The sequence below is a fragment of the Erythrobacter sp. THAF29 genome (assembly GCF_009363635.1).
In the GTDB taxonomy this organism is placed as follows: Bacteria; Pseudomonadota; Alphaproteobacteria; order Sphingomonadales; family Sphingomonadaceae; genus Erythrobacter.
Map to the genome: position 1 here is coordinate 211541 of NZ_CP045392.1, position 16846 is coordinate 228386.

Annotated in this window: 22 protein-coding genes; 6 read left to right on the forward strand and 16 right to left on the reverse strand. The window is 59.8% G+C overall.

The features are described 5' to 3' along the window. The first annotated feature begins 81 nt into the window (after positions 1 to 81). Positions 82 to 645: an HNH endonuclease gene (locus tag FIU90_RS01025; protein WP_172970305.1), complete on the forward strand. Its 564-nt coding sequence runs from the start codon at positions 82 to 84 to the stop codon at positions 643 to 645. A 93-nt stretch (positions 646 to 738) separates the two neighbouring features. Then, the gene (locus tag FIU90_RS01030; protein WP_172970141.1) at positions 739 to 1470 is read left to right on the forward strand and encodes a Crp/Fnr family transcriptional regulator; all 732 of its coding nucleotides are present in this window, start codon (positions 739 to 741) and stop codon (positions 1468 to 1470) included. Between the two features lie 128 nt (positions 1471 to 1598). Here the strand turns inward: FIU90_RS01030 and FIU90_RS01035 are convergent, their stop codons facing one another. From FIU90_RS01035 to dksA, 8 genes are all read right to left on the reverse strand, one after another. Further along, positions 1599 to 1823: a hypothetical protein gene (locus tag FIU90_RS01035; RefSeq protein ID WP_152433089.1), complete on the reverse strand. Its 225-nt coding sequence runs from the start codon at positions 1821 to 1823 to the stop codon at positions 1599 to 1601. Between the two features lie 85 nt (positions 1824 to 1908). Continuing rightward, positions 1909 to 3138, reverse strand: coding sequence for a kynureninase (gene kynU, locus FIU90_RS01040; protein ID WP_152433090.1), 1230 nt, complete (start codon positions 3136 to 3138; stop codon positions 1909 to 1911). Continuing rightward, positions 3135 to 3761, reverse strand: coding sequence for an arylformamidase (gene kynB / locus FIU90_RS01045; protein ID WP_152433091.1), 627 nt, complete (start codon positions 3759 to 3761; stop codon positions 3135 to 3137). The genes kynU and kynB overlap by 4 nt, the downstream gene beginning before the upstream one ends. Beyond that, positions 3758 to 4549 carry a tryptophan 2,3-dioxygenase gene (locus tag FIU90_RS01050; RefSeq protein WP_152433092.1) on the reverse strand — a complete coding sequence of 264 codons (792 nt, stop codon included), beginning with the start codon at positions 4547 to 4549 and terminating at the stop codon, positions 3758 to 3760. Before FIU90_RS01050 ends, kynB begins: the two co-directional genes overlap by 4 nt. Before the next feature lie 35 nt (positions 4550 to 4584). Further along, the gene (locus tag FIU90_RS01055) at positions 4585 to 5001 is read right to left on the reverse strand and encodes a DUF4112 domain-containing protein (RefSeq protein ID WP_152433093.1); all 417 of its coding nucleotides are present in this window, start codon (positions 4999 to 5001) and stop codon (positions 4585 to 4587) included. 18 nt (positions 5002 to 5019) lie between these two features. After that, positions 5020 to 6489: an ABC transporter substrate-binding protein gene (locus FIU90_RS01060; protein WP_234029575.1), complete on the reverse strand. Its 1470-nt coding sequence runs from the start codon at positions 6487 to 6489 to the stop codon at positions 5020 to 5022. Between the two features lie 69 nt (positions 6490 to 6558). Then, the gene (locus FIU90_RS01065; protein WP_152433094.1) at positions 6559 to 6936 is read right to left on the reverse strand and encodes a PilZ domain-containing protein; all 378 of its coding nucleotides are present in this window, start codon (positions 6934 to 6936) and stop codon (positions 6559 to 6561) included. 223 nt (positions 6937 to 7159) lie between these two features. Continuing rightward, the gene (gene dksA / locus FIU90_RS01070; protein WP_152433095.1) at positions 7160 to 7618 is read right to left on the reverse strand and encodes an RNA polymerase-binding protein DksA; all 459 of its coding nucleotides are present in this window, start codon (positions 7616 to 7618) and stop codon (positions 7160 to 7162) included. A 332-nt stretch (positions 7619 to 7950) separates the two neighbouring features. Between dksA and FIU90_RS01075 the strand changes: the two genes are divergently transcribed. After that, positions 7951 to 8280, forward strand: a complete 330-nt coding sequence (locus tag FIU90_RS01075) for a sel1 repeat family protein (RefSeq protein ID WP_152433096.1) — start codon at positions 7951 to 7953, stop codon at positions 8278 to 8280. On the opposite strand, the gene FIU90_RS01080 is transcribed toward FIU90_RS01075, so the two are convergent. The 5 genes from FIU90_RS01080 to FIU90_RS01100 are packed head-to-tail and all read right to left on the reverse strand — an operon-like array spanning position 8277 to position 11515. Next, positions 8277 to 9428 (reverse strand): GNAT family N-acetyltransferase, encoded by a 1152-nt coding sequence (locus FIU90_RS01080; RefSeq protein ID WP_370515103.1) that lies wholly within the window; start codon positions 9426 to 9428, stop codon positions 8277 to 8279. The two genes, FIU90_RS01075 and FIU90_RS01080, sit on opposite strands and share 4 nt — an antisense overlap. Further along, a complete protein-coding gene (locus FIU90_RS01085; RefSeq protein ID WP_152433097.1) occupies positions 9425 to 10150 on the reverse strand; it encodes a glycerophosphodiester phosphodiesterase family protein in 726 nt (241 codons plus the stop codon). Before FIU90_RS01085 ends, FIU90_RS01080 begins: the two co-directional genes overlap by 4 nt. Continuing rightward, positions 10147 to 10605 carry a RidA family protein gene (locus FIU90_RS01090; protein ID WP_152433098.1) on the reverse strand — a complete coding sequence of 153 codons (459 nt, stop codon included), beginning with the start codon at positions 10603 to 10605 and terminating at the stop codon, positions 10147 to 10149. Before FIU90_RS01090 ends, FIU90_RS01085 begins: the two co-directional genes overlap by 4 nt. Further along, positions 10602 to 11231 carry an HAD family hydrolase gene (locus tag FIU90_RS01095; RefSeq protein WP_152433099.1) on the reverse strand — a complete coding sequence of 210 codons (630 nt, stop codon included), beginning with the start codon at positions 11229 to 11231 and terminating at the stop codon, positions 10602 to 10604. Before FIU90_RS01095 ends, FIU90_RS01090 begins: the two co-directional genes overlap by 4 nt. After that, positions 11228 to 11515 (reverse strand): DUF3572 domain-containing protein, encoded by a 288-nt coding sequence (locus FIU90_RS01100; protein WP_152435624.1) that lies wholly within the window; start codon positions 11513 to 11515, stop codon positions 11228 to 11230. Before FIU90_RS01100 ends, FIU90_RS01095 begins: the two co-directional genes overlap by 4 nt. A gap of 55 nt (positions 11516 to 11570) precedes the next feature. On the opposite strand from FIU90_RS01100, the gene FIU90_RS01105 reads away from it, so the two are divergent. Next, positions 11571 to 11939, forward strand: a complete 369-nt coding sequence (locus FIU90_RS01105) for a response regulator (protein WP_152433100.1) — start codon at positions 11571 to 11573, stop codon at positions 11937 to 11939. On the opposite strand, the gene FIU90_RS01110 is transcribed toward FIU90_RS01105, so the two are convergent. Further along, a complete protein-coding gene (locus tag FIU90_RS01110; RefSeq protein WP_234029576.1) occupies positions 11936 to 12502 on the reverse strand; it encodes a Pycsar system effector family protein in 567 nt (188 codons plus the stop codon). The two genes, FIU90_RS01105 and FIU90_RS01110, sit on opposite strands and share 4 nt — an antisense overlap. A 140-nt stretch (positions 12503 to 12642) precedes the next feature. On the opposite strand from FIU90_RS01110, the gene FIU90_RS01115 reads away from it, so the two are divergent. Both FIU90_RS01115 and FIU90_RS01120 read left to right on the forward strand, forming a co-directional pair. Next, positions 12643 to 12888: an acyl carrier protein gene (locus FIU90_RS01115; protein ID WP_152433101.1), complete on the forward strand. Its 246-nt coding sequence runs from the start codon at positions 12643 to 12645 to the stop codon at positions 12886 to 12888. Next, on the forward strand, positions 12885 to 14138 hold the full coding sequence (locus FIU90_RS01120; RefSeq protein WP_152433102.1) for an aminotransferase class I/II-fold pyridoxal phosphate-dependent enzyme: 1254 nt from the start codon (positions 12885 to 12887) through the stop codon (positions 14136 to 14138). Before FIU90_RS01115 ends, FIU90_RS01120 begins: the two co-directional genes overlap by 4 nt. 28 nt (positions 14139 to 14166) lie before the next feature. On the opposite strand, the gene FIU90_RS01125 is transcribed toward FIU90_RS01120, so the two are convergent. Together FIU90_RS01125 and FIU90_RS01130 are read right to left on the reverse strand one after the other, a co-directional pair. Beyond that, positions 14167 to 15810 carry a hypothetical protein gene (locus FIU90_RS01125; protein ID WP_152433103.1) on the reverse strand — a complete coding sequence of 548 codons (1644 nt, stop codon included), beginning with the start codon at positions 15808 to 15810 and terminating at the stop codon, positions 14167 to 14169. 156 nt (positions 15811 to 15966) lie between these two features. Then, positions 15967 to 16806, reverse strand: coding sequence for a sterol desaturase family protein (locus tag FIU90_RS01130; protein WP_152433104.1), 840 nt, complete (start codon positions 16804 to 16806; stop codon positions 15967 to 15969). Positions 16807 to 16846: the final 40 nt, after the last annotated feature.

A 16846-nucleotide genomic window follows, 5' to 3' on the forward strand; every position in this document is an offset into this window, starting at 1 on the left:
AGCCATGCTCCGATCAATCAGGGAGGAACGCGAGACGTGTTCAAGAGCGAACTGATCGAAACGGCGGCGAAGTTCCGCTCGATTGAAGAAGATCCGACGCGCAATCTTTCGGGCTGCCCCGCGCTTGTCCTCAACGCTGATTACACTCCTTTATCCTACTATCCATTGAGCCTGTGGCCGTGGCAGACCGCGATCAAGGCAGTGTTCCTGGACCGGGTGGACATTGTCGCGAGCTACGAACGCGAAGTTCATTCGCCCAGCCTCGACATGAAGATTCCGAGCGTGATCGCGCTCCGGCAATATGTGAAGCAAAGCGAATTCCCGGCCTTCACCCGGTTCAACGTCTTCCTGCGCGACAAATTCGAATGCCAGTATTGCGGTCGCGGCGACCATCTCACCTTCGATCATGTGCTCCCGCGCCGCCTTGGAGGCAAAACTACGTGGGAGAATATCATCACGGCCTGCGCGCCGTGCAACATGAAGAAAGGCGGGCGGACGCCAAAACAGGCGCACATGCCAGTGCGGATGAAGCCGATCCGCCCGACCAGCTGGCAATTGCAGCAGCATGGCAAGCAATTCCCGCCCAACTACTTGCACGAAACCTGGCGCGACTGGCTCTATTGGGACATCGAGCTCGAGGCATGATCAAGCCTGGCTGACACTCAGATGTGTTGATTTGACTCGACCTTTCCAGCGGAAAGGCGCAAGCCGCGCTTGCAGTTTCGGGAAGGGGGTACAGTGCAGCACCTGCTAGCGAAATATGGCCAGATCGCCGACCTGCTCGAGGAGGAGGAACAGGCGTTTCGCGACCTTGCATCGGTCAAGCGAGAATACCCCGCCGGTTCTTCCATCGTAACCAGCGAGCTTGAGGACCCGGACCAGCTCTTCATCGTTGAGGAAGGACGCCTCTTCGCCTCGCAAGAACTTCCCAACGGGCAGCGCGCAATCACGCGTCTCTATTTTCCTGGCGACATCATGGGCACGGCAAATATCCCGTTCGAGCGTGCGACGCAGTCGATCACTGCGAACACTGCGGCTGTGATTTACGTTTTCCCTCGCAGAAATCTTGTAAATGCGTTTACCCAGCTGCCTCGTGTCGCGGCGGTATTCTACACTTTTGCAGCCCTGGAAAACGCCATTCTCAACGATCGGCTCGTCTCGATCGGCAGGACACGCGGACGAGCCAGGTTGGCGTCACTGTTGCTCGAGATTTCAGCTCGGGAAAACCTGACGACCAAAGGGGACGCGTCCTCATGCAACCCCATGCTGACCCAGGAACAGATGGGCGATGCGATCGGGCTCACCGTCGTCCAGGTCAATCGGCTTTTCAAGGAAATGACCGATGCCGGGCTAATTCGGCGCGATAGCGGGAAAATCGAATTTCTCGACAAGCACGGTCTGGAGGAACTCGGCCAGTTTCGCGATCGTTACCACGATCTGGATATCGACTGGTTCAAGACGGAATTCTGAACGCCCAGTGGGTCCAGGTGCCCCGCCGGGTGGTAGGACCCGGCGGGGCGAGGCCTATCCGCGACTTCTGCGCCAGCCGTGGACAAGCCTCATTCTAACTGGATCGGAGCAACGCTGCCTGAAACCAATCAGCAGCCGCTCTTTGTATTAGCGGAAATCACACGCCAGAGACCGTTTTCCTCGGCCAGCTGCAGCCGGCAAATGAGGTCATTGCCCTGGTAAAGATCGGCCCAATTACCCTCCGCGACGCGCTTGGCCGCATCGAGCGCGCCCGCGGTCGAGTGGGCATTGAACGACAAAGTCGTCTCGCTCGTCTGATCATCGGGAACGAACCTGAGTGAAAATTTCAGCATTCGCGACCTCCCTATGCGAGGTGCGTAGCTGTACCGGGGGATCGCGCCTTATACTTTGATAAGTCGGGTCGGGAATTTCGCGAAATCAGGTCACGACGGCACGCCGATTGAATTCGGACTTCCGCCATTCGCCGGATCCGAGAACTTCACCGAGATGGCCAACTGCCTCGACCATATCGCGGAAACGAAGATAGGCAGGCGCAAAGCCCAATCGCAAAATGTCCGGATCTCGGAAGTCTCCGATAACACCGCGCGCGATGAGTGCCTGGCAGATGGCGTGCGCGTGCTCGTGCCGGAACGAAAGCTGGCTTCCCCTTTGGCCGCTGTTCGGCGGACTGACGAGTTCCAACTCAAGGCCACTCTCCTCCATACACTCGAGAAAGAAATCGGAGAGCGCGCGCGACTTCTGATGCAGGCGCTCTACGCCTATTCCCGCGATCAGGTCGATTCCCACTTCGAGCGCGGCGAGGCCAAGCACGGGCGACGTACCGCAGAGCAGTTGCTCGATCCCAGGCGCGGCGTCGTAGTCGTCGGAAAAGGCAAAGGGCGCTGAATGTCCGAACCAGCCGGTCAGTGGCTGTGCAAGATCCGCATGGTGACGCTCCGCGACAAAGGCGAAGGCGGGCGCTCCAGGGCCGCCACACAAATACTTGTACCCGCATCCCACCGCGAAATCGGCATTTGCTGCGTTGAGATCGACCGGCAACACACCGGTGCTGTGCGACAGGTCCCACAGAACCATCGCACCCGCCTCATGCGCCGCTCTTGTGAGCAGTTCCAGGTCGAACAGCTCGCCGGTCTTGTAATGCGCGTGGGTAAGCATCAGCAGGGCGACGTCCCCATCAATAGCGTCGGTGAGGCTGGCGCGGTCCGCAAGGCGGCGTTCTGCGAGTCCCTGTTTTTCGAGCCCCGCAATCATGTAAAGATCGGTAGGGAAGTTTCCCGGCTCGGAGAGTATGACTTTTCGGCCGGTCTGCATGTCGAGCGCTGCGGCGATCAGTTTGAACAAGTTCACACTGGTGCTGTCGCAGGCAATCACTTCGTTGGGGCTCGCGCCGATCAGTGGCGCGATCTTGCCGCCAATGCGGCTGGCCATTTCGAACCAGCCTGAATCGTTCCATGACCGGATGAGACCCTCGCCCCACTCTTCTTCGATGACTTGCAGCATTCGCTCCGGGGTCGCTTTGGGAAGCGCACCCAGTGAATTGCCATCGAGATAGATTATCCCTTCGGGCAACGAAAAGCGTTCGCGGAAACCGCTCAGGGGATCGGCGGCGTCAAGCTCGCGGGCCCGCTCCCATCTGTTTTCGGTCATGCCAATTCTCGCAGCACGGCGCGAACGGGCGAGGCATCGCCGCCGGCGATCGGCAGCGGCAAGGCGATGAGTTCGTAGCGCCCCTCGGGTACGTCATCGAGGACGAGGCCTTCGAGCACCCGGAGGTCGTGCTTGAGCACCGTCTTGTGCGCCTCCATCGTTTTGGAATCCTGAGGGTCGATCGAAGGACCGTCGATCCCGACGAGCTTTACGCCCTGCACCGCTAGCCACTCGATCGTCTCGGGCGCTATCGCGGTGGTTGCATCGTCCCACTTTTCGTGCGGAAATCGCTCGAATGTCCTAAACAAGACACGGTCTGCCGAGCGCAAATGAGGCAGGTCCTCAACGCCGATCAGCGCGCCAACACCGCGTGCATCGATGACGAGACACTCGCCAAGATAAGGCTCAAGATCGACTGTCGCGATATCGGGCGCAGTCTCGCTATAATGGAGAGGAGCGTCGGCATGCGCGCCGGAATGGGTGGACATGGTGATCGCCGAAACATTGACCGGCGAGCCTTCTCTCATCTTCCATGTGCCCTCTTGCCGGAAAGCGGTATCGCCGGGCCAGACCGGAAGCTCCGGCCCGAGCAGCTGCGAGATGTCCCAGATACGCCTGCTCATATCGCGGTCCGCACGCTCAGCAATTCGGGGAAAAACGCTTGTTTGAGCACGCCTTCGAGATAAGGCACGCCCGGCGTCCCACCCGTGCCCCGCTTGAAGCCTATAATACGCTCGACCGTTTTCAGGTGACCGAACCGCCATCGCTGGAAATGGTATTCGAGATCGACGAGTTTTTCTGCCAGCTCGTAGAGATCCCAATGCGCCTGCGGATCGCGATAGATTTCGGCCCATGCCGCTTCAACGCTCGCATTATGCAAGTAGGGCGCATCGCTATCGCGCTCCAGGATTTCCGCATCGATTTTGAAGCCACGTCTGGACAGCAACCGGATCGACGCATCGTAAAGGCTGTCTCGCTTGGTTTCGGCTTCCAGCCGTTGTGACCAGCGACCGGTTTTTTCGTGCAAGCGGATGTGTTTCTGGTCGCGACCGCCGAGCATGAATTCCATCATCCGATATTGCGGTGACTGGAATCCGCTCGAAGCGCCGAGATGGGGGCGGATGCGCGAGTAATCGTGCGGGGTCATCGTGCTCAACACATCCCAGCTTTGGATGAGCTGTTGCTGCGCGCGCGCGACGCGGGCGAGCATTTTGAACGCCGGACGCAAATCGTCCGCCTCAATGCATCCGCGAGCCGCCGCCAATTCATGCAGACACAATTTGAGCCACAACTCGCTGGCTTGATGGACGACGATGAAGAGCATCTCGTCATGCGCGCCCGAGGCGGGATGCTGCGCGTCGAGGATCTTCGGTAGGTCGAGATAGCTCGTATAGGTGACGTTTTCGGCCATGCCCGTCCCCTAGCGCGCCAGCTTCCGAAAAGGAATTACCCCTCGATCACCCGTGTCTCGGGATGATGCTTGTCGAGGTGCTTCTTGATGATCCGCAGGTTGCGCGTGTTGGAGCGAAATACGAAATCGGCCGCATCGCCCACGAGCGGGATCAAACCGAGCGCGGAGTCGAAAGCAACGTTGGCCCCCATGCGCGTAAGCTGCAATTTCGACATGCCGAGGTTGCGCGCCTCCCAAACGATATAGGCGCCAAGCGCGGCGGTGACGATATCGCCCACGACAGGAACGAGACCTATGATCGCATCCAGTCCGATCGGCATGTTTACGCCGGGAATGCGCAAGCTGCGCTCAAGCAGCATTTCCACCGCTTCGACGCGTGCGCGAACCGATGCCGGATCGGTGCCGCTCGTCAGTTGCAGACTCAGGACCTGCGGTCGTTCGGGGCCGTTCATGTGTACTCCTTGCCGCCCTTATGTGGTGGGTTGGGAAAGCGGGAACAAGGGGTGGAGGCCCCACTGGTTCGCGACATAGCCGTTCACGGCACCGCGTACGAGTGACCAGCGGACTGGGGCGCCGAGCGGGATAAAGACCTCTTCTTCAACCATTGCCGCGTGCGCTTCGGCGAGTATGCGCTCTTTCGCGACCGGATCTGTGATCGAGAGAGACTGACGCACAAGTGCATCGGCTTCGGGTGCGCACAGGCCGATTTCAAGCTCGCAGTTGAACTGGTTGAGATACCAGCGAGGCGACGAATAGCGCGCCAGGCGGTCCCGCAGTTCTAGATCGGCGCCCGCGCCTGGCCTCACCTTGACAAGTTGGATTCCGATACGGTTCCATGCCTGCTCGAACTGCTCGAACAGGATATCGCTGCCCGGACCCTCCGGCAGGCCGACTCGCAAGACCACGTCTTCTCCGCTCGCCGAACGATATTCGGCAATGCGCCTCGCTGCTATGGCGCGGCGTTCGTCGAGCGATAGATTTGCCCAGCGCGATGCAGGATAGGCGGGCGTGCTGAACTGGCCGGGCGGGATGATCCAGGTCGTGGGCTGCCAGCCGCCCAGACCGAAGGGCTGGATCAGTGCCTCGCGGTCAAGTGCCATGGAAAGCGCCTCGCGACGGGCCGCAGTGGCGAGCACGCCGCTGTCGTTGCGGATTGCCAACCCAAGCAAGCCTTGCGCCGGGTCGACCTGGATCGCGCCGCGCGAAAGAGGCCCGAGTTGCGCGAGCGGGAAGCTCGAAAGTCGTCCATTCAGAAGAAGATCGACCTCTCCATCTGCGAATGCTTCCACCGCGTTCTCGGCCGGAAGGGCACGAACCGAAATAACCCGTGCAGTTTCTTCCCAATCTTCCCGAGCGGGAAGCCCACGTGCCTCGGGCGGCAATGCGCTCAGTCTCGCCACAGGAGCTTCTTCATCGCGCGACGCCACCATGGGGCCTGCTCCGCTGCCGTTCTTGACGAAGCCGAGTTCGGGTTGGGCGAGCAGACGCAGGAATTCGGGCATCGGGCTCGACAGGCGCAACTCGACCACGCGACCGGTCATTGCCCTAACCTCCGTCACTTTGGCGAGATCGAGCCCAAGCGATGTGCCTTCGAGCCGCGCGATCGTATCGCGCAGCAGCGATCGAATGTCCTGAGCGGTGATGGGCTCCCCATCGGGCCATGTCGAGTTGCGCAGACGAAAGATGTAGCTGCGACCATCATCGGTCACGATCCAGCGTTCCGCGATTGCAGGCACGATCTGTCCCGCGGGATCCAGGGCAACCAACCCTTCGAATGACGCTGCGCGTAGGTGCTGGGCTGCCGGGGAAAGCCGCACGCCTTGCTGGAATAGGCTTTCAGGATCGCCGATTATGGCGACGTCGACGGGCCCCGAGCCGTTCGAGGGTCCGCACGCGCTTATGGTCAGCACGGTCAACAGAGGGAGAATGAATCGCTTCACATAGCGGCGCTTAGCAGCTTGCCGCGAATGGGTCAGCGCTTTCCAACAGGCTGCACGAGCCCCGTGTCTTCAGATCTTGCGCAGTGAGGTCGGATCGGGTGGCGTCGGCGCGCGGTAGCGCCATGAGCGTTCGAGAGTTTGCGCATCCGGCGGCGAGGTCGTGCCCGCGGGTTTCCGCGCAAGCTGGGAGTCGATTTCCTCGTCGAATGCGATGCCGAAGCGGTTGTCCTGAACCCAGGCAACGCTGCCCTCTACCGTGCCGACATTGCGCAATTCGATCTTGAGACGGTTGCCGCGCTGCACACGGATGTTGCCTTCGCCCATCATTCCGCCGTCGGACAAGTTGCGGACGCGGACCTTGTGCGCTTCTTCGTCCTGTTCGACCTGAACCTGCGCAAGCTGGAACAAGCTGTCACGTGACACTGTGCGTGTTTCAAGACCTGACATCGTCGGATGGCCTCCTTGGGCTCGATTCGTTTATTTTGCGACCTGCATCACAGCGGCGAAAACATCGCATCTGCGCGCAAGCGAGCGCTAGGAATTCTAGGTAAACGAACCGTAAAGGAGAAGCACCGAACCGGTGCAGATGGTGGCCGCGTCCCAAAGTGATACGGGAGAAAGCAGGAGACTGAATCCATGCCCGGAGACAGGCCCCCGGTGCAACGGCTCTCTAGTCGTCGCGGGAGATCTTTTCGTTGCGCTCGTGCGCTTCCTGTGCCTCGACTGTCATTGTCGCAACAGGGCGCGCAATCAGCCGTCGCAAACCGATCGGGTCACCTGTTACCTCGCAATAGCCGTATTCGCCTTCATCCAGGCGACGCAGAGCCGCATCGATCTTCGAGACAAGCTTGCGCTGGCGATCACGGGTGCGCAGCTCGATACCCCAATCGGTTTCGCTGGAAGCGCGGTCGTTGAGATCCGCCTCGCGGATTGGCCCGTCGGCGAGCGATTGCAGGGTGTTTTCGGCTGCATCGCGGATCGAGCGTTTCCATTCGATCAGCAGCATTCGAAAATATGCCTGCTGCAGCTCGTTCATATATTCTTCGTCTTCGCTCGGCGTGTAATCCGGCGGAAGCATGCTTTTCGCGTTTTCGAGAATTTCTGTTTCTTTAGAAGCCGCCGTGGCCATGAGATCCTCTTGTCCCAAACACTTCGCGCAAGACCTTCCTCTACCAACGCCCGGACATTTCCGTTTGCGTCGTTCCACCTCGGCAAGTCGTCACTTGGCGGGCCTATACGGAAGGTCCATCCGGCGCACAAGGCGTTTGCACGATGCTTTTTTCCCAACCTGTTCAAATGTGTCTTCGGGCGACGGAATAGCAGCAGACAATTGCCAAGCCGTTGCCTTCGACGGTGGAAAATTCACCTCAGCGTTAACCAATTGTTGACCATGATCCGCAAGTTCTGGGTCTGCACGGTTCGCAATTGGGGGCTGGACCGGCAGAAAACGGGGAATGCTACATGAAACTCACGCCGCTCAACGGAGGTGAATTCGAACAGGTTACCAATGCCGAGACCGATCTGGTCGTCGCACATTGTCTTGCCGCAGCTTCCGGCGGGGACGTGGCTGCGCTGTTCGATTTGGGTGTCGCTTTTTCGACCGGGTCAAACGGGGTGACCTGCGATCTCATCGAAGCGCACAAATGGTTCAATATTGCCGCTTCGCGCGGTCACGAAGAAGCCGGCTGGTGCCGCGCAGACATATCGGATGAAATGACCGCTCGCGAAATCGCCGAAGCCCAGCGCCGTGCGCGTCAGTGGCTTGCCGACGAACGTCGTAAAGCTGCCTAATCTTTCTTGAAAGGCGTTCGCTCGCCGAGGAAAACCTGGTCGGTCGCCACACCCTCGCGTTCGCGCTCGAGGAACTCAGCGATCGCTTCGCGAACGCCGGGGTCGGCGATCCAGTGGGCGGAATGGGTCTGGACCGGTTCATATCCGCGGGCCAGCTTGTGACCACCCTGGGCGCCAGCTTCTACACGCGACAGGCCGCGCTCGATCGCAACATCGATGGCCTGATAGTAACACAGCTCGAAATGCAGGAAGCGCACATCCTGCGTGCAGCCCCAATATCTTCCATATAGCGCCTCCTCACCGATGAAGTTGAGCGCGCCCGCGATCGGCATGTCATTGGCATAAGCGAGTATCAAAACGATCTTCTCTCTCATGCGTTCGCCGAGCAGGGTAAACGCCTCTCGGGTCAAATAGGGCGTCCCCCACTTGCGGGCTCCGGTGTCCTGATAGAATATCCAGAACGCGTCCCAGTGCTCCGGCTTGATATCGTCGCCGGTCAATCTTTCGATTCGCATTCCCGCTTTGGCAGCCGCGCGTTCCTTGCGGAGATTCTTTCGCTTGCGTGAGGAGAGCGCGCCGAGAAAATCCTCGAATGTAGCGTAGTCGCGATTGAGCCAGTGGAACTGGATATCGTTGCGGATCAGCCAGTTAGCCGCCTCGAACAACGGAACCTGCTCCGGCTCGATAAAGGTCGCGTGAGCGGAAGACAGGCCGTTCTGCAAGCATACCGCTTCAGCGCCCCTAAGCAGGTGCGGCGCAAGGGATCTATCCGACAGCAGCAGGCGCGGTCCGCTCGCCGGCGTGAAGGGTGCGGCGATCTGGAGCTTGGGATAGTAGCGCCCGCCGGCCCGGTGGAATGCGTCGGCCCAAGAGTGATCGAACACGTATTCGCCCTGGCTGTGCCCCTTGGCATAGCTCGGCATTGCGGCGAGCAGCTTGTCGTCGCCATCGGTAATTACGATCGGCACAGGATCCCAGCCGGTTCCTTCGCCGACGCTGCCGGAGTCTTCGAGCGCGGTCAGGAATTCGTGACTGACGAAGGGATTGCGGTTACCGCCGAGCGCGTTCCATTCCTCGGCATCGAATTGGCGAACGAGCGGAGCGAGACGCACAGTAAGCTCATTGCGGGCAGGATCGTCTTCGCTCACGCCAGCCCTTCCCCTTCGCTGATAAGCGCATCGGCATGCAGCAGCGCGCGCGCGCGGGTCTCTGGCGAGTTAACCGTCCAGGTGAGGATCGGAAGCCCCTTTGCGCGCAGTCCGGCGACCCATCGGCTCGGCAGGGCCGCGATATGGTAGGCGAGGAAATCCGGCTTAGCGATCCAATAGGCCAGCCGCCTCTGCCATGCTTTCTGTGTGTAGCCATGTTCGTCTTCGCGCATGACGAGACCACAGGGCGTTTGCGGGGAGTTTCTCCTGAACCATCGCGCGACGCGCGGGTCGAAGCTCATTACCGCGTGCTCGCCTTCATAGGATTGAAGAAGGTCGCGGACTGCACTGCACGTGCGCTCGACATCGTAGCCGCGCTTGGACTTGATCTCGATGAGGAGCGGCACTTGCCCGGCGATGTGCTCAAGCAGCCGCGTCAATGTGGCAGGAGCTTCCTCGCTGCCCGAATAGCGAAACCGGCCGAGTTCCTTGGCCGTCATGCTTTCGGTCTCGCCGTGCTGGCCCGTCAGCCGGAACAGGTCCCAGTCATGGAAAACCACCGGCTCATCGGCGCTCCGCTGGATGTCGCATTCGACGCCCATCCCGGCTGCAATGGCCGCTTCGGCAGCCGCAAGCGAGTTTTCAGGCACGCCGTCAGAATGCAACCCGCGATGGGCATATTCACATTTGGTAAGCCAGCCGGGAGCCTTGGGTCGCGTCATCCGGCGATGGCGATGATCGCATCCACTTCAACCGCAGCGCCCAGCGGCAGGACCGGGACGCCGACCGCTGCTCTTGCGTGGCGGCCCTTTTCCCCGAAGACGTCGAACATCAGGTCGGATGCACCATTCGCGACCTTGGGCTGGTCGGTGAAATCGCCGGCCGAGTTTACGAAAGCGCCGAGCTTCACAATCCGCTCCACCTTGTCGAGCGGGATGAGTGCGGACTTCAGTTGAGCAAGGATCATCAACCCGCAGGCGCGTGCGGCTGCCATCCCTTCTTCAAGGCTCACATCTTCGCCCAGCCGCCCGGTGACGAGATTCCCATCGACGAACGGGAGCTGGCCAGACACATGGGCAAAACCGCCTTGCACGACGACAGGGACGTAGCTTGCGACCGGGGCGGCCGCTTCCGGCAGGACAATTCCGAGTTGCTCCAGACGTGCTTCGATACTCATGCGGGGATCCCCTCCAGTTTATTCATCAGCCAAGGCAACGCTTCGGACCAACGGTCGATCCGGGCATCGGCGTGTCCTGCCTTGTGCGCGCAATCGATCGCGCCGGCGATCAAGGGTTCTCCGCACATGTGCAAACGCACGACATGGGGCGCGGTCTCGGCGACCGAATGATGGTGCTGCGGCAAGTCATCGATAAACGCCGCACGGCTCGGCTGGAATTCGGCGATAATCTTCTCGAGCGCCGGCCCCTTCGGTCCCTGGTTGGTAAATACAGGGGCCTTTATACCCACCGCTTCCAATTGTTCCGCGCGCATGTCGCGGCGCTCGTCGACGAGATTTGTGAGGATTACGACATCGGCATACTCGGACAGTGTGTTGATCGCCTCGACTGCGCCATCGATCGGTTTCTGACGCCCCATCTCGGTATCGAAAAACCCGCCGAGCATTTTCCAGACGTCGGAGGCCTCGAGCAACTCGCCCGTTTCCTGCCAGCGCAGCGCCTCGCCGAAATTGGCACCATCGAGGTTGAAATCGACGCCTTGGCTCTCTTCGAGCCATTCCTTGAAATGGGCGACCATGTGCAGCAGCACTTCGTCGCAATCGCTGATGATAAGAGGGCGGCTCATCGGGACAGTTCCTGTCGGGCGGCGACCAGTTCCTCGGGCGTGACGGCAAGCGCCTCTGCCGCGCGGATCAGGTCGGGTTCGTGGTTGGCGAGAAAGTCGAGCGGCGCTGCCAGTACAGACGAATCACCCAGCCCGGCCCTGAGAGTGTCCGGGTCGAGTCCTGTCAGGCTCAGAAATCGCTGGGCGCGGTCATCATCCTCCAGCACCCAACCGAGCGCAGCAAGCGCAAGCGTGGGTGCCGGCAGAGCGCCGGAATGGTTCGAATCTTGGTAAGGATGCGGGATTGTAGCAGCCTCTTCGTCGGGGTAGTTAGCTGATGGACGCAATAACGGGGCGCATGTGATAAAGCGAATTATGGTTGTCGAGGACAACGACCTCAACAGGAAATTGTTCTGCGACGTGCTGAAAGCAAATGGATTCGCCGTCGAACCGGTGGCCGATGGGGAAATCGTGCTTGAAACAGCGCGTTCGGTCTCGCCCGATCTCATCATAATGGACATCCAGTTGCCCGGCGTATCGGGCGTCGACCTGATAGAGGCTGCGAAGCGCGATCTGAAACTTTCGGAGATCCCTGTACTTGCTGTCACTGCCTTTGCCGCGAAAGGCGACGAAGAACGCATTCGTGCTGCCGGAGCATCGGGTTACCTTGCGAAACCCGTTTCGATCATGCCCTTCATGAATGCAGTGAAGGAATTGCTTCCGCTCTAGGCGAGCTCGTTGAAATACTCAGCAGCATAGATGATCATCGTGATCAACAGGCCCGAGAGGAATATGCGGTATGCGTATCCAAGGAATCGGTACTTCCGACGATGGAGGATCTGCCCGTTCTGGTAGATATCGCGCAGCATTGTCCTGAACACTGCCTCGTCGTCTTCAAGTTCTTTGAGTAGATTGCGTTTCCATTCTTCTTCATCGACCTGGGTGAAATGTCCGAAGAACAGGACATTGAAGTGCGGATCACTGGCCGCGACGGATTTCGTTGTCGGCAAAACAGCAAGCACGGCGAAGAGCGAAGAGGTAAAGGCAGTCAGCGCGAGCGAGATCGTAGCAATCGTGATTTCACTTCCGATCAGGCGTGTCACGGAGAGCGAAAACACAACGAAAGTTGCGCCGATCAGAATATTCGCCTTCTGGTCTGCCATGCGCGAAAGAGTGAGCGTGTTGATCTGCGCAGTTCGGCAAAGGTGAATGGCATTGGCCGAGTAGTCAGGCGGGCAGTCTGCCGCGTCGCCGGGTGGCCCATCCGTTTTGTCGAGGCCTTCTTTTGTCACGCCACCTCACCCCCAAAATTGCACCATCCGGGAACCTGCCAGCAGTGCGAAAACTTGACAAGCTGCGTCCACAGCCGCTTTGCAGCCGTATTGCCATGGCAAATGCCAGACAGAGTGGAACAGAAAGTAGCAAGCCGACCATGACCGAAGCCGAAGTCGACACGCGCATCCGCGCCCTGATCGCGCCCTTCAACAAAAAGGGCATCGAGATCAGCGAAGGCACGACCTTCCAGAACGACCTGGAATTCGATAGCCTCACCGTGATGGATTTCGTGGCCGAGATCGAAGACGAGTTCGACATCATCATCAGCATGAACCAGCAGGCCGAAATCGAGAATTACGGACAGCTCGTTTCCGCCGTTCACAAACTGCAGGCCGATTCATGAGCGAAGGCATCGCGCAGGCGGACCAGCCGACCGAACTGGAAGGCGGCACGAAAGACCTGTTCTCCAAGTTCGACGACATCATCAACACCCGCGAAACGCTGCTGGCGAGCGGGGTCGAGGATCCGTACAACCTCGTCATGGAGAAGGTGCTGTCGCCCACCCGCGCAATCTGCAACGGGCGCGACACGATCCTGCTCGGAACCTACAATTACATGGGCATGACTTTCGATCCTGATGTCATCGATGCTGGCAAGCAAGCGCTCGCCGACTTCGGTTCGGGAACGACAGGAAGCCGCGTTCTCAATGGCACATACCAGGGCCACAAAGAGTGCGAGGACGCGCTCAAGGAATTTTACGGGATGGACCACGCCATGGTCTTCTCGACCGGGTACCAGGCCAATCTCGGCATTATCTCGACGATCGCGGGCAAGGGCGACTACGTCGTACTCGACATCGACAGCCATGCTTCGATTTACGATGGCTGCGCGATGGGCAACGCCGAGATCGTGCCCTTCCGTCACAACGATATCGAAGCGATGGAAAAACGCCTCAAGCGCATACCCGAGGACGCAGGCAAACTGGTCGTGCTTGAAGGCGTCTATTCGATGCTGGGCGATGTTGCGCCGCTCAAGGAAATGGTCGGGATCGCCAAGAAATATGGCGCGATGGTGCTGGTCGATGAAGCGCATTCAATGGGCTTTATCGGCGAGAACGGTCGCGGCGTCTGCGAAGAGCAGGGCATAATCGATGACTGCGACTTCATCATCGGTACCTTTTCGAAGAGCGTCGGGACGGTCGGGGGCTTCTGCGTTTCCAACCATCCAAAATTCGACATCATGCGGCTGGTGTGCCGTCCTTACGTGTTCACCGCCAGCCTCCCGCCGAGCGTGGTGGCGACGGCGGCGACCTCGATCCGCAAGCTGATGCACGGCGGGAACAAGCGCGCGCATCTGTGGGAGAATTCAAAGCGCTTGCATAAAGGCCTGCTCGATCTCGGCTTCGAGCTGGGAACGCAGGAACCGCAAAGCGCGATTATCGCCGTCATCATGCCCGATCTCCAGCGCGGGGCGATGATGTGGGAGGCTCTCTTGAAAGAGGGTCTTTACGTCAATCTCGCGCGCCCACCTGCGACACCTGCGGGCATGACTCTACTGCGCTGCTCGCTGTGCGCCGAGCATTCGAGCGAGGAAGTCGAAACGATCCTCAAGATGTTCGAGAACGCGGGCAAGGCGACGGGGATAATTGAGTAACCCACCGCGCAACACGGCCCGAGTTCGCTCAGGCCTCGTCCGAGTAGTAGATCGGTCCCAACGTGTCGATGACGGCAACCGCATCGAGTGCCTCGTCAGACGCGTTGGCCTCGTCGAGTAATTCGATTTCGAAGACGGTCTTGTAGCCGGTGAGCGTGCGCTCCCAGCTCGTGCCCCAGTAAACACCGTAGTCTCTGCGCGAATGGACAAGGAAGAAGGAATGGCCCTGCTCACGGGCGATTTCGGCTGCGCGCAGCAAAGTCATCTCCTGCACCATCGGCGCGGAAGTAGTCTGTCCATTGTACTCTACCTTGATAAGGCCATTTTCGAGCGTTTCGGACTGGAAGCCTTTCGTGCGTTCGAAACCGCCCAACAGGCTGAAGCCCATCGATAGCACTCCCCCTACCAAACCGCCGAGCACGTCCGGCCGCGACTTCTTGTAGTCGATAAGTCTGCGCGGATCTTCGGGGCGGATCAGCAGTGTTTCGGGGAGGGCCGAAAGATTCGGCAAAGAGGGCGCAGGGGCAGGCCCCAGGGTCGGCAATGCGGATAAGCTATCGGGAGCCTCGACCCGGGCGCGTTCATACTCACCATAGAGTTCGAGCGACTGAACGCTCGCGCTTAAACCGTGGCCATCGAGCAGGGAATTGACGTCCTCGGGCCGCCCCTCCCAAAGCGCGATGCGAGCCTCAACGAGTGCCTTTCGACTGGCAAGGTGTTGCTCGTCATACTTCATTAGCAAGGGCGCTGCGAACGCGTCGAGGCCGAGTACCTCGCCTTCCCCCTCGGCCCTTTTCCGGGTATTCGCCGCCACGGCTTCGTTGAGTTCGGTCAAACGCAGGCGCGCTTCGTCGACATGACCGGTCGCTGCTCGAGCGTAGGCGATATCGGCTCCGCGCCCATAGGAAGAAAGCCAGGACTGGAGAGCAGGCATAATGTCACCACCGCCGATAAGTGCCATCAGGTTGGGCTGGGATTGATAGGTCGGACGCTCCTCCCCCGCCTGCTCCGACATGGCCAGAACAACCTCTGCGGGTTCCCCCTCCATGGCGACGCGGATACGCGCCGCCTCGCGTGCACCGGGTGAGATCTGACCGAGTCGTCGCCAGACTTCGGCCTTGGGTGTCCCTTCTTTTGCATGGACGTCGCGCAGCAGAGTCGAGGTCATCTGGACCTGCAAGGCATAGGGGCGCACGGACTCCGCCGCTTCGGCCAAAGCTAGCGCCTCTTCGCCTCGTCCTATCCGGCTGTAGGCGATGGCCCGGAGCAGATCGAGCGATACACCCATGCTGCGTTCGAAAAAGAACTCGCCTCGATAACTCGCCAGCTCTTTTTCGGCTGCATCGAGATCGGCAAGCGCGCTCGCCGCATCTCCTTTGGCCAGATATGCTGAGGCGCGGGCGCGCAAAAGATGGGCCCGGCGCAGGTTTTGATGCTCTTTCAGCTCCTTTCGTCCGAGTGCCGCGGTGCAACGCGAGATGACGCCTTGCGGTGATGCCGTCTTGAACGAGGGCATCGTAGCCTCGCCGCGCATCCCGTCATCTTTGCTCTTGGGCTTCTTCAGCCCGTCGCATCCGGAAAAGTCAGCGGTAGCACCGGCAAGGACAGGTTGGGCTGCGAGCAGCACAGCAGCCGGCAAGGTTGCGCACAACGCGCGATTCAGCACTTTCACGATACGACCCCCCACGAAATATGATTTCGGAGAAATTGTAACGCGTGAGAGTTAACGGTCCACCCAATTTTTCTCACGAGTAGAGTACGTTGTGCCGATGGAAAACGGCCGGGACGCTCTCCTCGCCCCGGCCGCCTCCCTCTGGGACAGCAACCCTCAAGCGGGTCTCGTGGCTGTCCTCTCCCCAACCTCTTTGGCCTTGTTTTCCGGAAACACCGGCCACATCAGTTGCTGACCAAGCGTCGCGGGCGCGAGGTTTTCGACGCCGTAGCTCTCCGGATAGGTCCGCGTGATCTTGGCCGTGCCGAAAAGCACATCCCAAAAGAACAGCAGGTTCCCGTAATTGCCCTTGTAATTGACCGCCGGATCGTCGGCGTGGCGGCCATGGTGCGCGTGGTGCGTCGCAGGCGTCGAGATCGTGCGTTCGACCAGCCACATCACCGGGGAAAGCCATTTGATCCGATAAAGCGGTTTGTCCCAGGCGACGTCCGAATGCGCGCCGATGATGACGGTCATCTTGACGATCAGGTAGCCCGCATAGACCCAACCGAGGCCAAGATAGATCAGCACGCCAGACAGCCACAGGCCCGGCATCATAGCGTAATAAAACAGGTTGTTGCGGTAGACGAGACGCATGGACATGTAGCGTGCGTTGTGGTGCGCGCGGTGAAGGTTGTAGAGCCACGGGAAGCTGTGGCTCGCGCGGTGCCACCAATATTGTGTCATGTCGTCTAGAACGAGGAACAGCGCAACCGCGACCAGGACATTGAGCCCGGAGAGTGCGCCGGCCCATTCGGGTGCCACCCATCCCATCAGGGCAGCGGATGCAAACAAGATCATCGGCTGCGTCACGACGAGCAGCATCGCCATGCTGACCGCTTCGACGATGCCGTCGTCGCGGGTCTGCTCGTCCTTGGCGAAGAGGTTTGAGCGCCACAGCTCGAGCAGGCCGAAACCGAGATAGATAGCAAGGATGACGATCGAATAAGCAGGCATGGACGTGCTCCTTTGACGCCCTCAGCGATACGTTCTATTC

Coding starts and splice junctions, on each gene's coding strand:
- FIU90_RS01035 (WP_152433089.1), bottom strand. CDS start 1,823: ATGCTGAAATTTTCACTCAGGTTCGTTCCCGATGATCAGACGAGCGAG.
- kynU (WP_152433090.1), bottom strand. CDS start 3,138: ATGACCGAAAACAGATGGGAGCGGGCCCGCGAGCTTGACGCCGCCGAT.
- kynB (WP_152433091.1), bottom strand. CDS start 3,761: ATGAGCAGGCGTATCTGGGACATCTCGCAGCTGCTCGGGCCGGAGCTT.
- FIU90_RS01050 (WP_152433092.1), bottom strand. CDS start 4,549: ATGGCCGAAAACGTCACCTATACGAGCTATCTCGACCTACCGAAGATC.
- FIU90_RS01055 (WP_152433093.1), bottom strand. CDS start 5,001: ATGAACGGCCCCGAACGACCGCAGGTCCTGAGTCTGCAACTGACGAGC.
- FIU90_RS01065 (WP_152433094.1), bottom strand. CDS start 6,936: ATGTCAGGTCTTGAAACACGCACAGTGTCACGTGACAGCTTGTTCCAG.
- dksA (WP_152433095.1), bottom strand. CDS start 7,618: ATGGCCACGGCGGCTTCTAAAGAAACAGAAATTCTCGAAAACGCGAAA.
- FIU90_RS01075 (WP_152433096.1), top strand. CDS start 7,951: ATGAAACTCACGCCGCTCAACGGAGGTGAATTCGAACAGGTTACCAAT.
- FIU90_RS01085 (WP_152433097.1), bottom strand. CDS start 10,150: ATGACGCGACCCAAGGCTCCCGGCTGGCTTACCAAATGTGAATATGCC.
- FIU90_RS01090 (WP_152433098.1), bottom strand. CDS start 10,605: ATGAGTATCGAAGCACGTCTGGAGCAACTCGGAATTGTCCTGCCGGAA.
- FIU90_RS01095 (WP_152433099.1), bottom strand. CDS start 11,231: ATGAGCCGCCCTCTTATCATCAGCGATTGCGACGAAGTGCTGCTGCAC.
- FIU90_RS01115 (WP_152433101.1), top strand. CDS start 12,643: ATGACCGAAGCCGAAGTCGACACGCGCATCCGCGCCCTGATCGCGCCC.
- FIU90_RS01120 (WP_152433102.1), top strand. CDS start 12,885: ATGAGCGAAGGCATCGCGCAGGCGGACCAGCCGACCGAACTGGAAGGC.
- FIU90_RS01130 (WP_152433104.1), bottom strand. CDS start 16,806: ATGCCTGCTTATTCGATCGTCATCCTTGCTATCTATCTCGGTTTCGGC.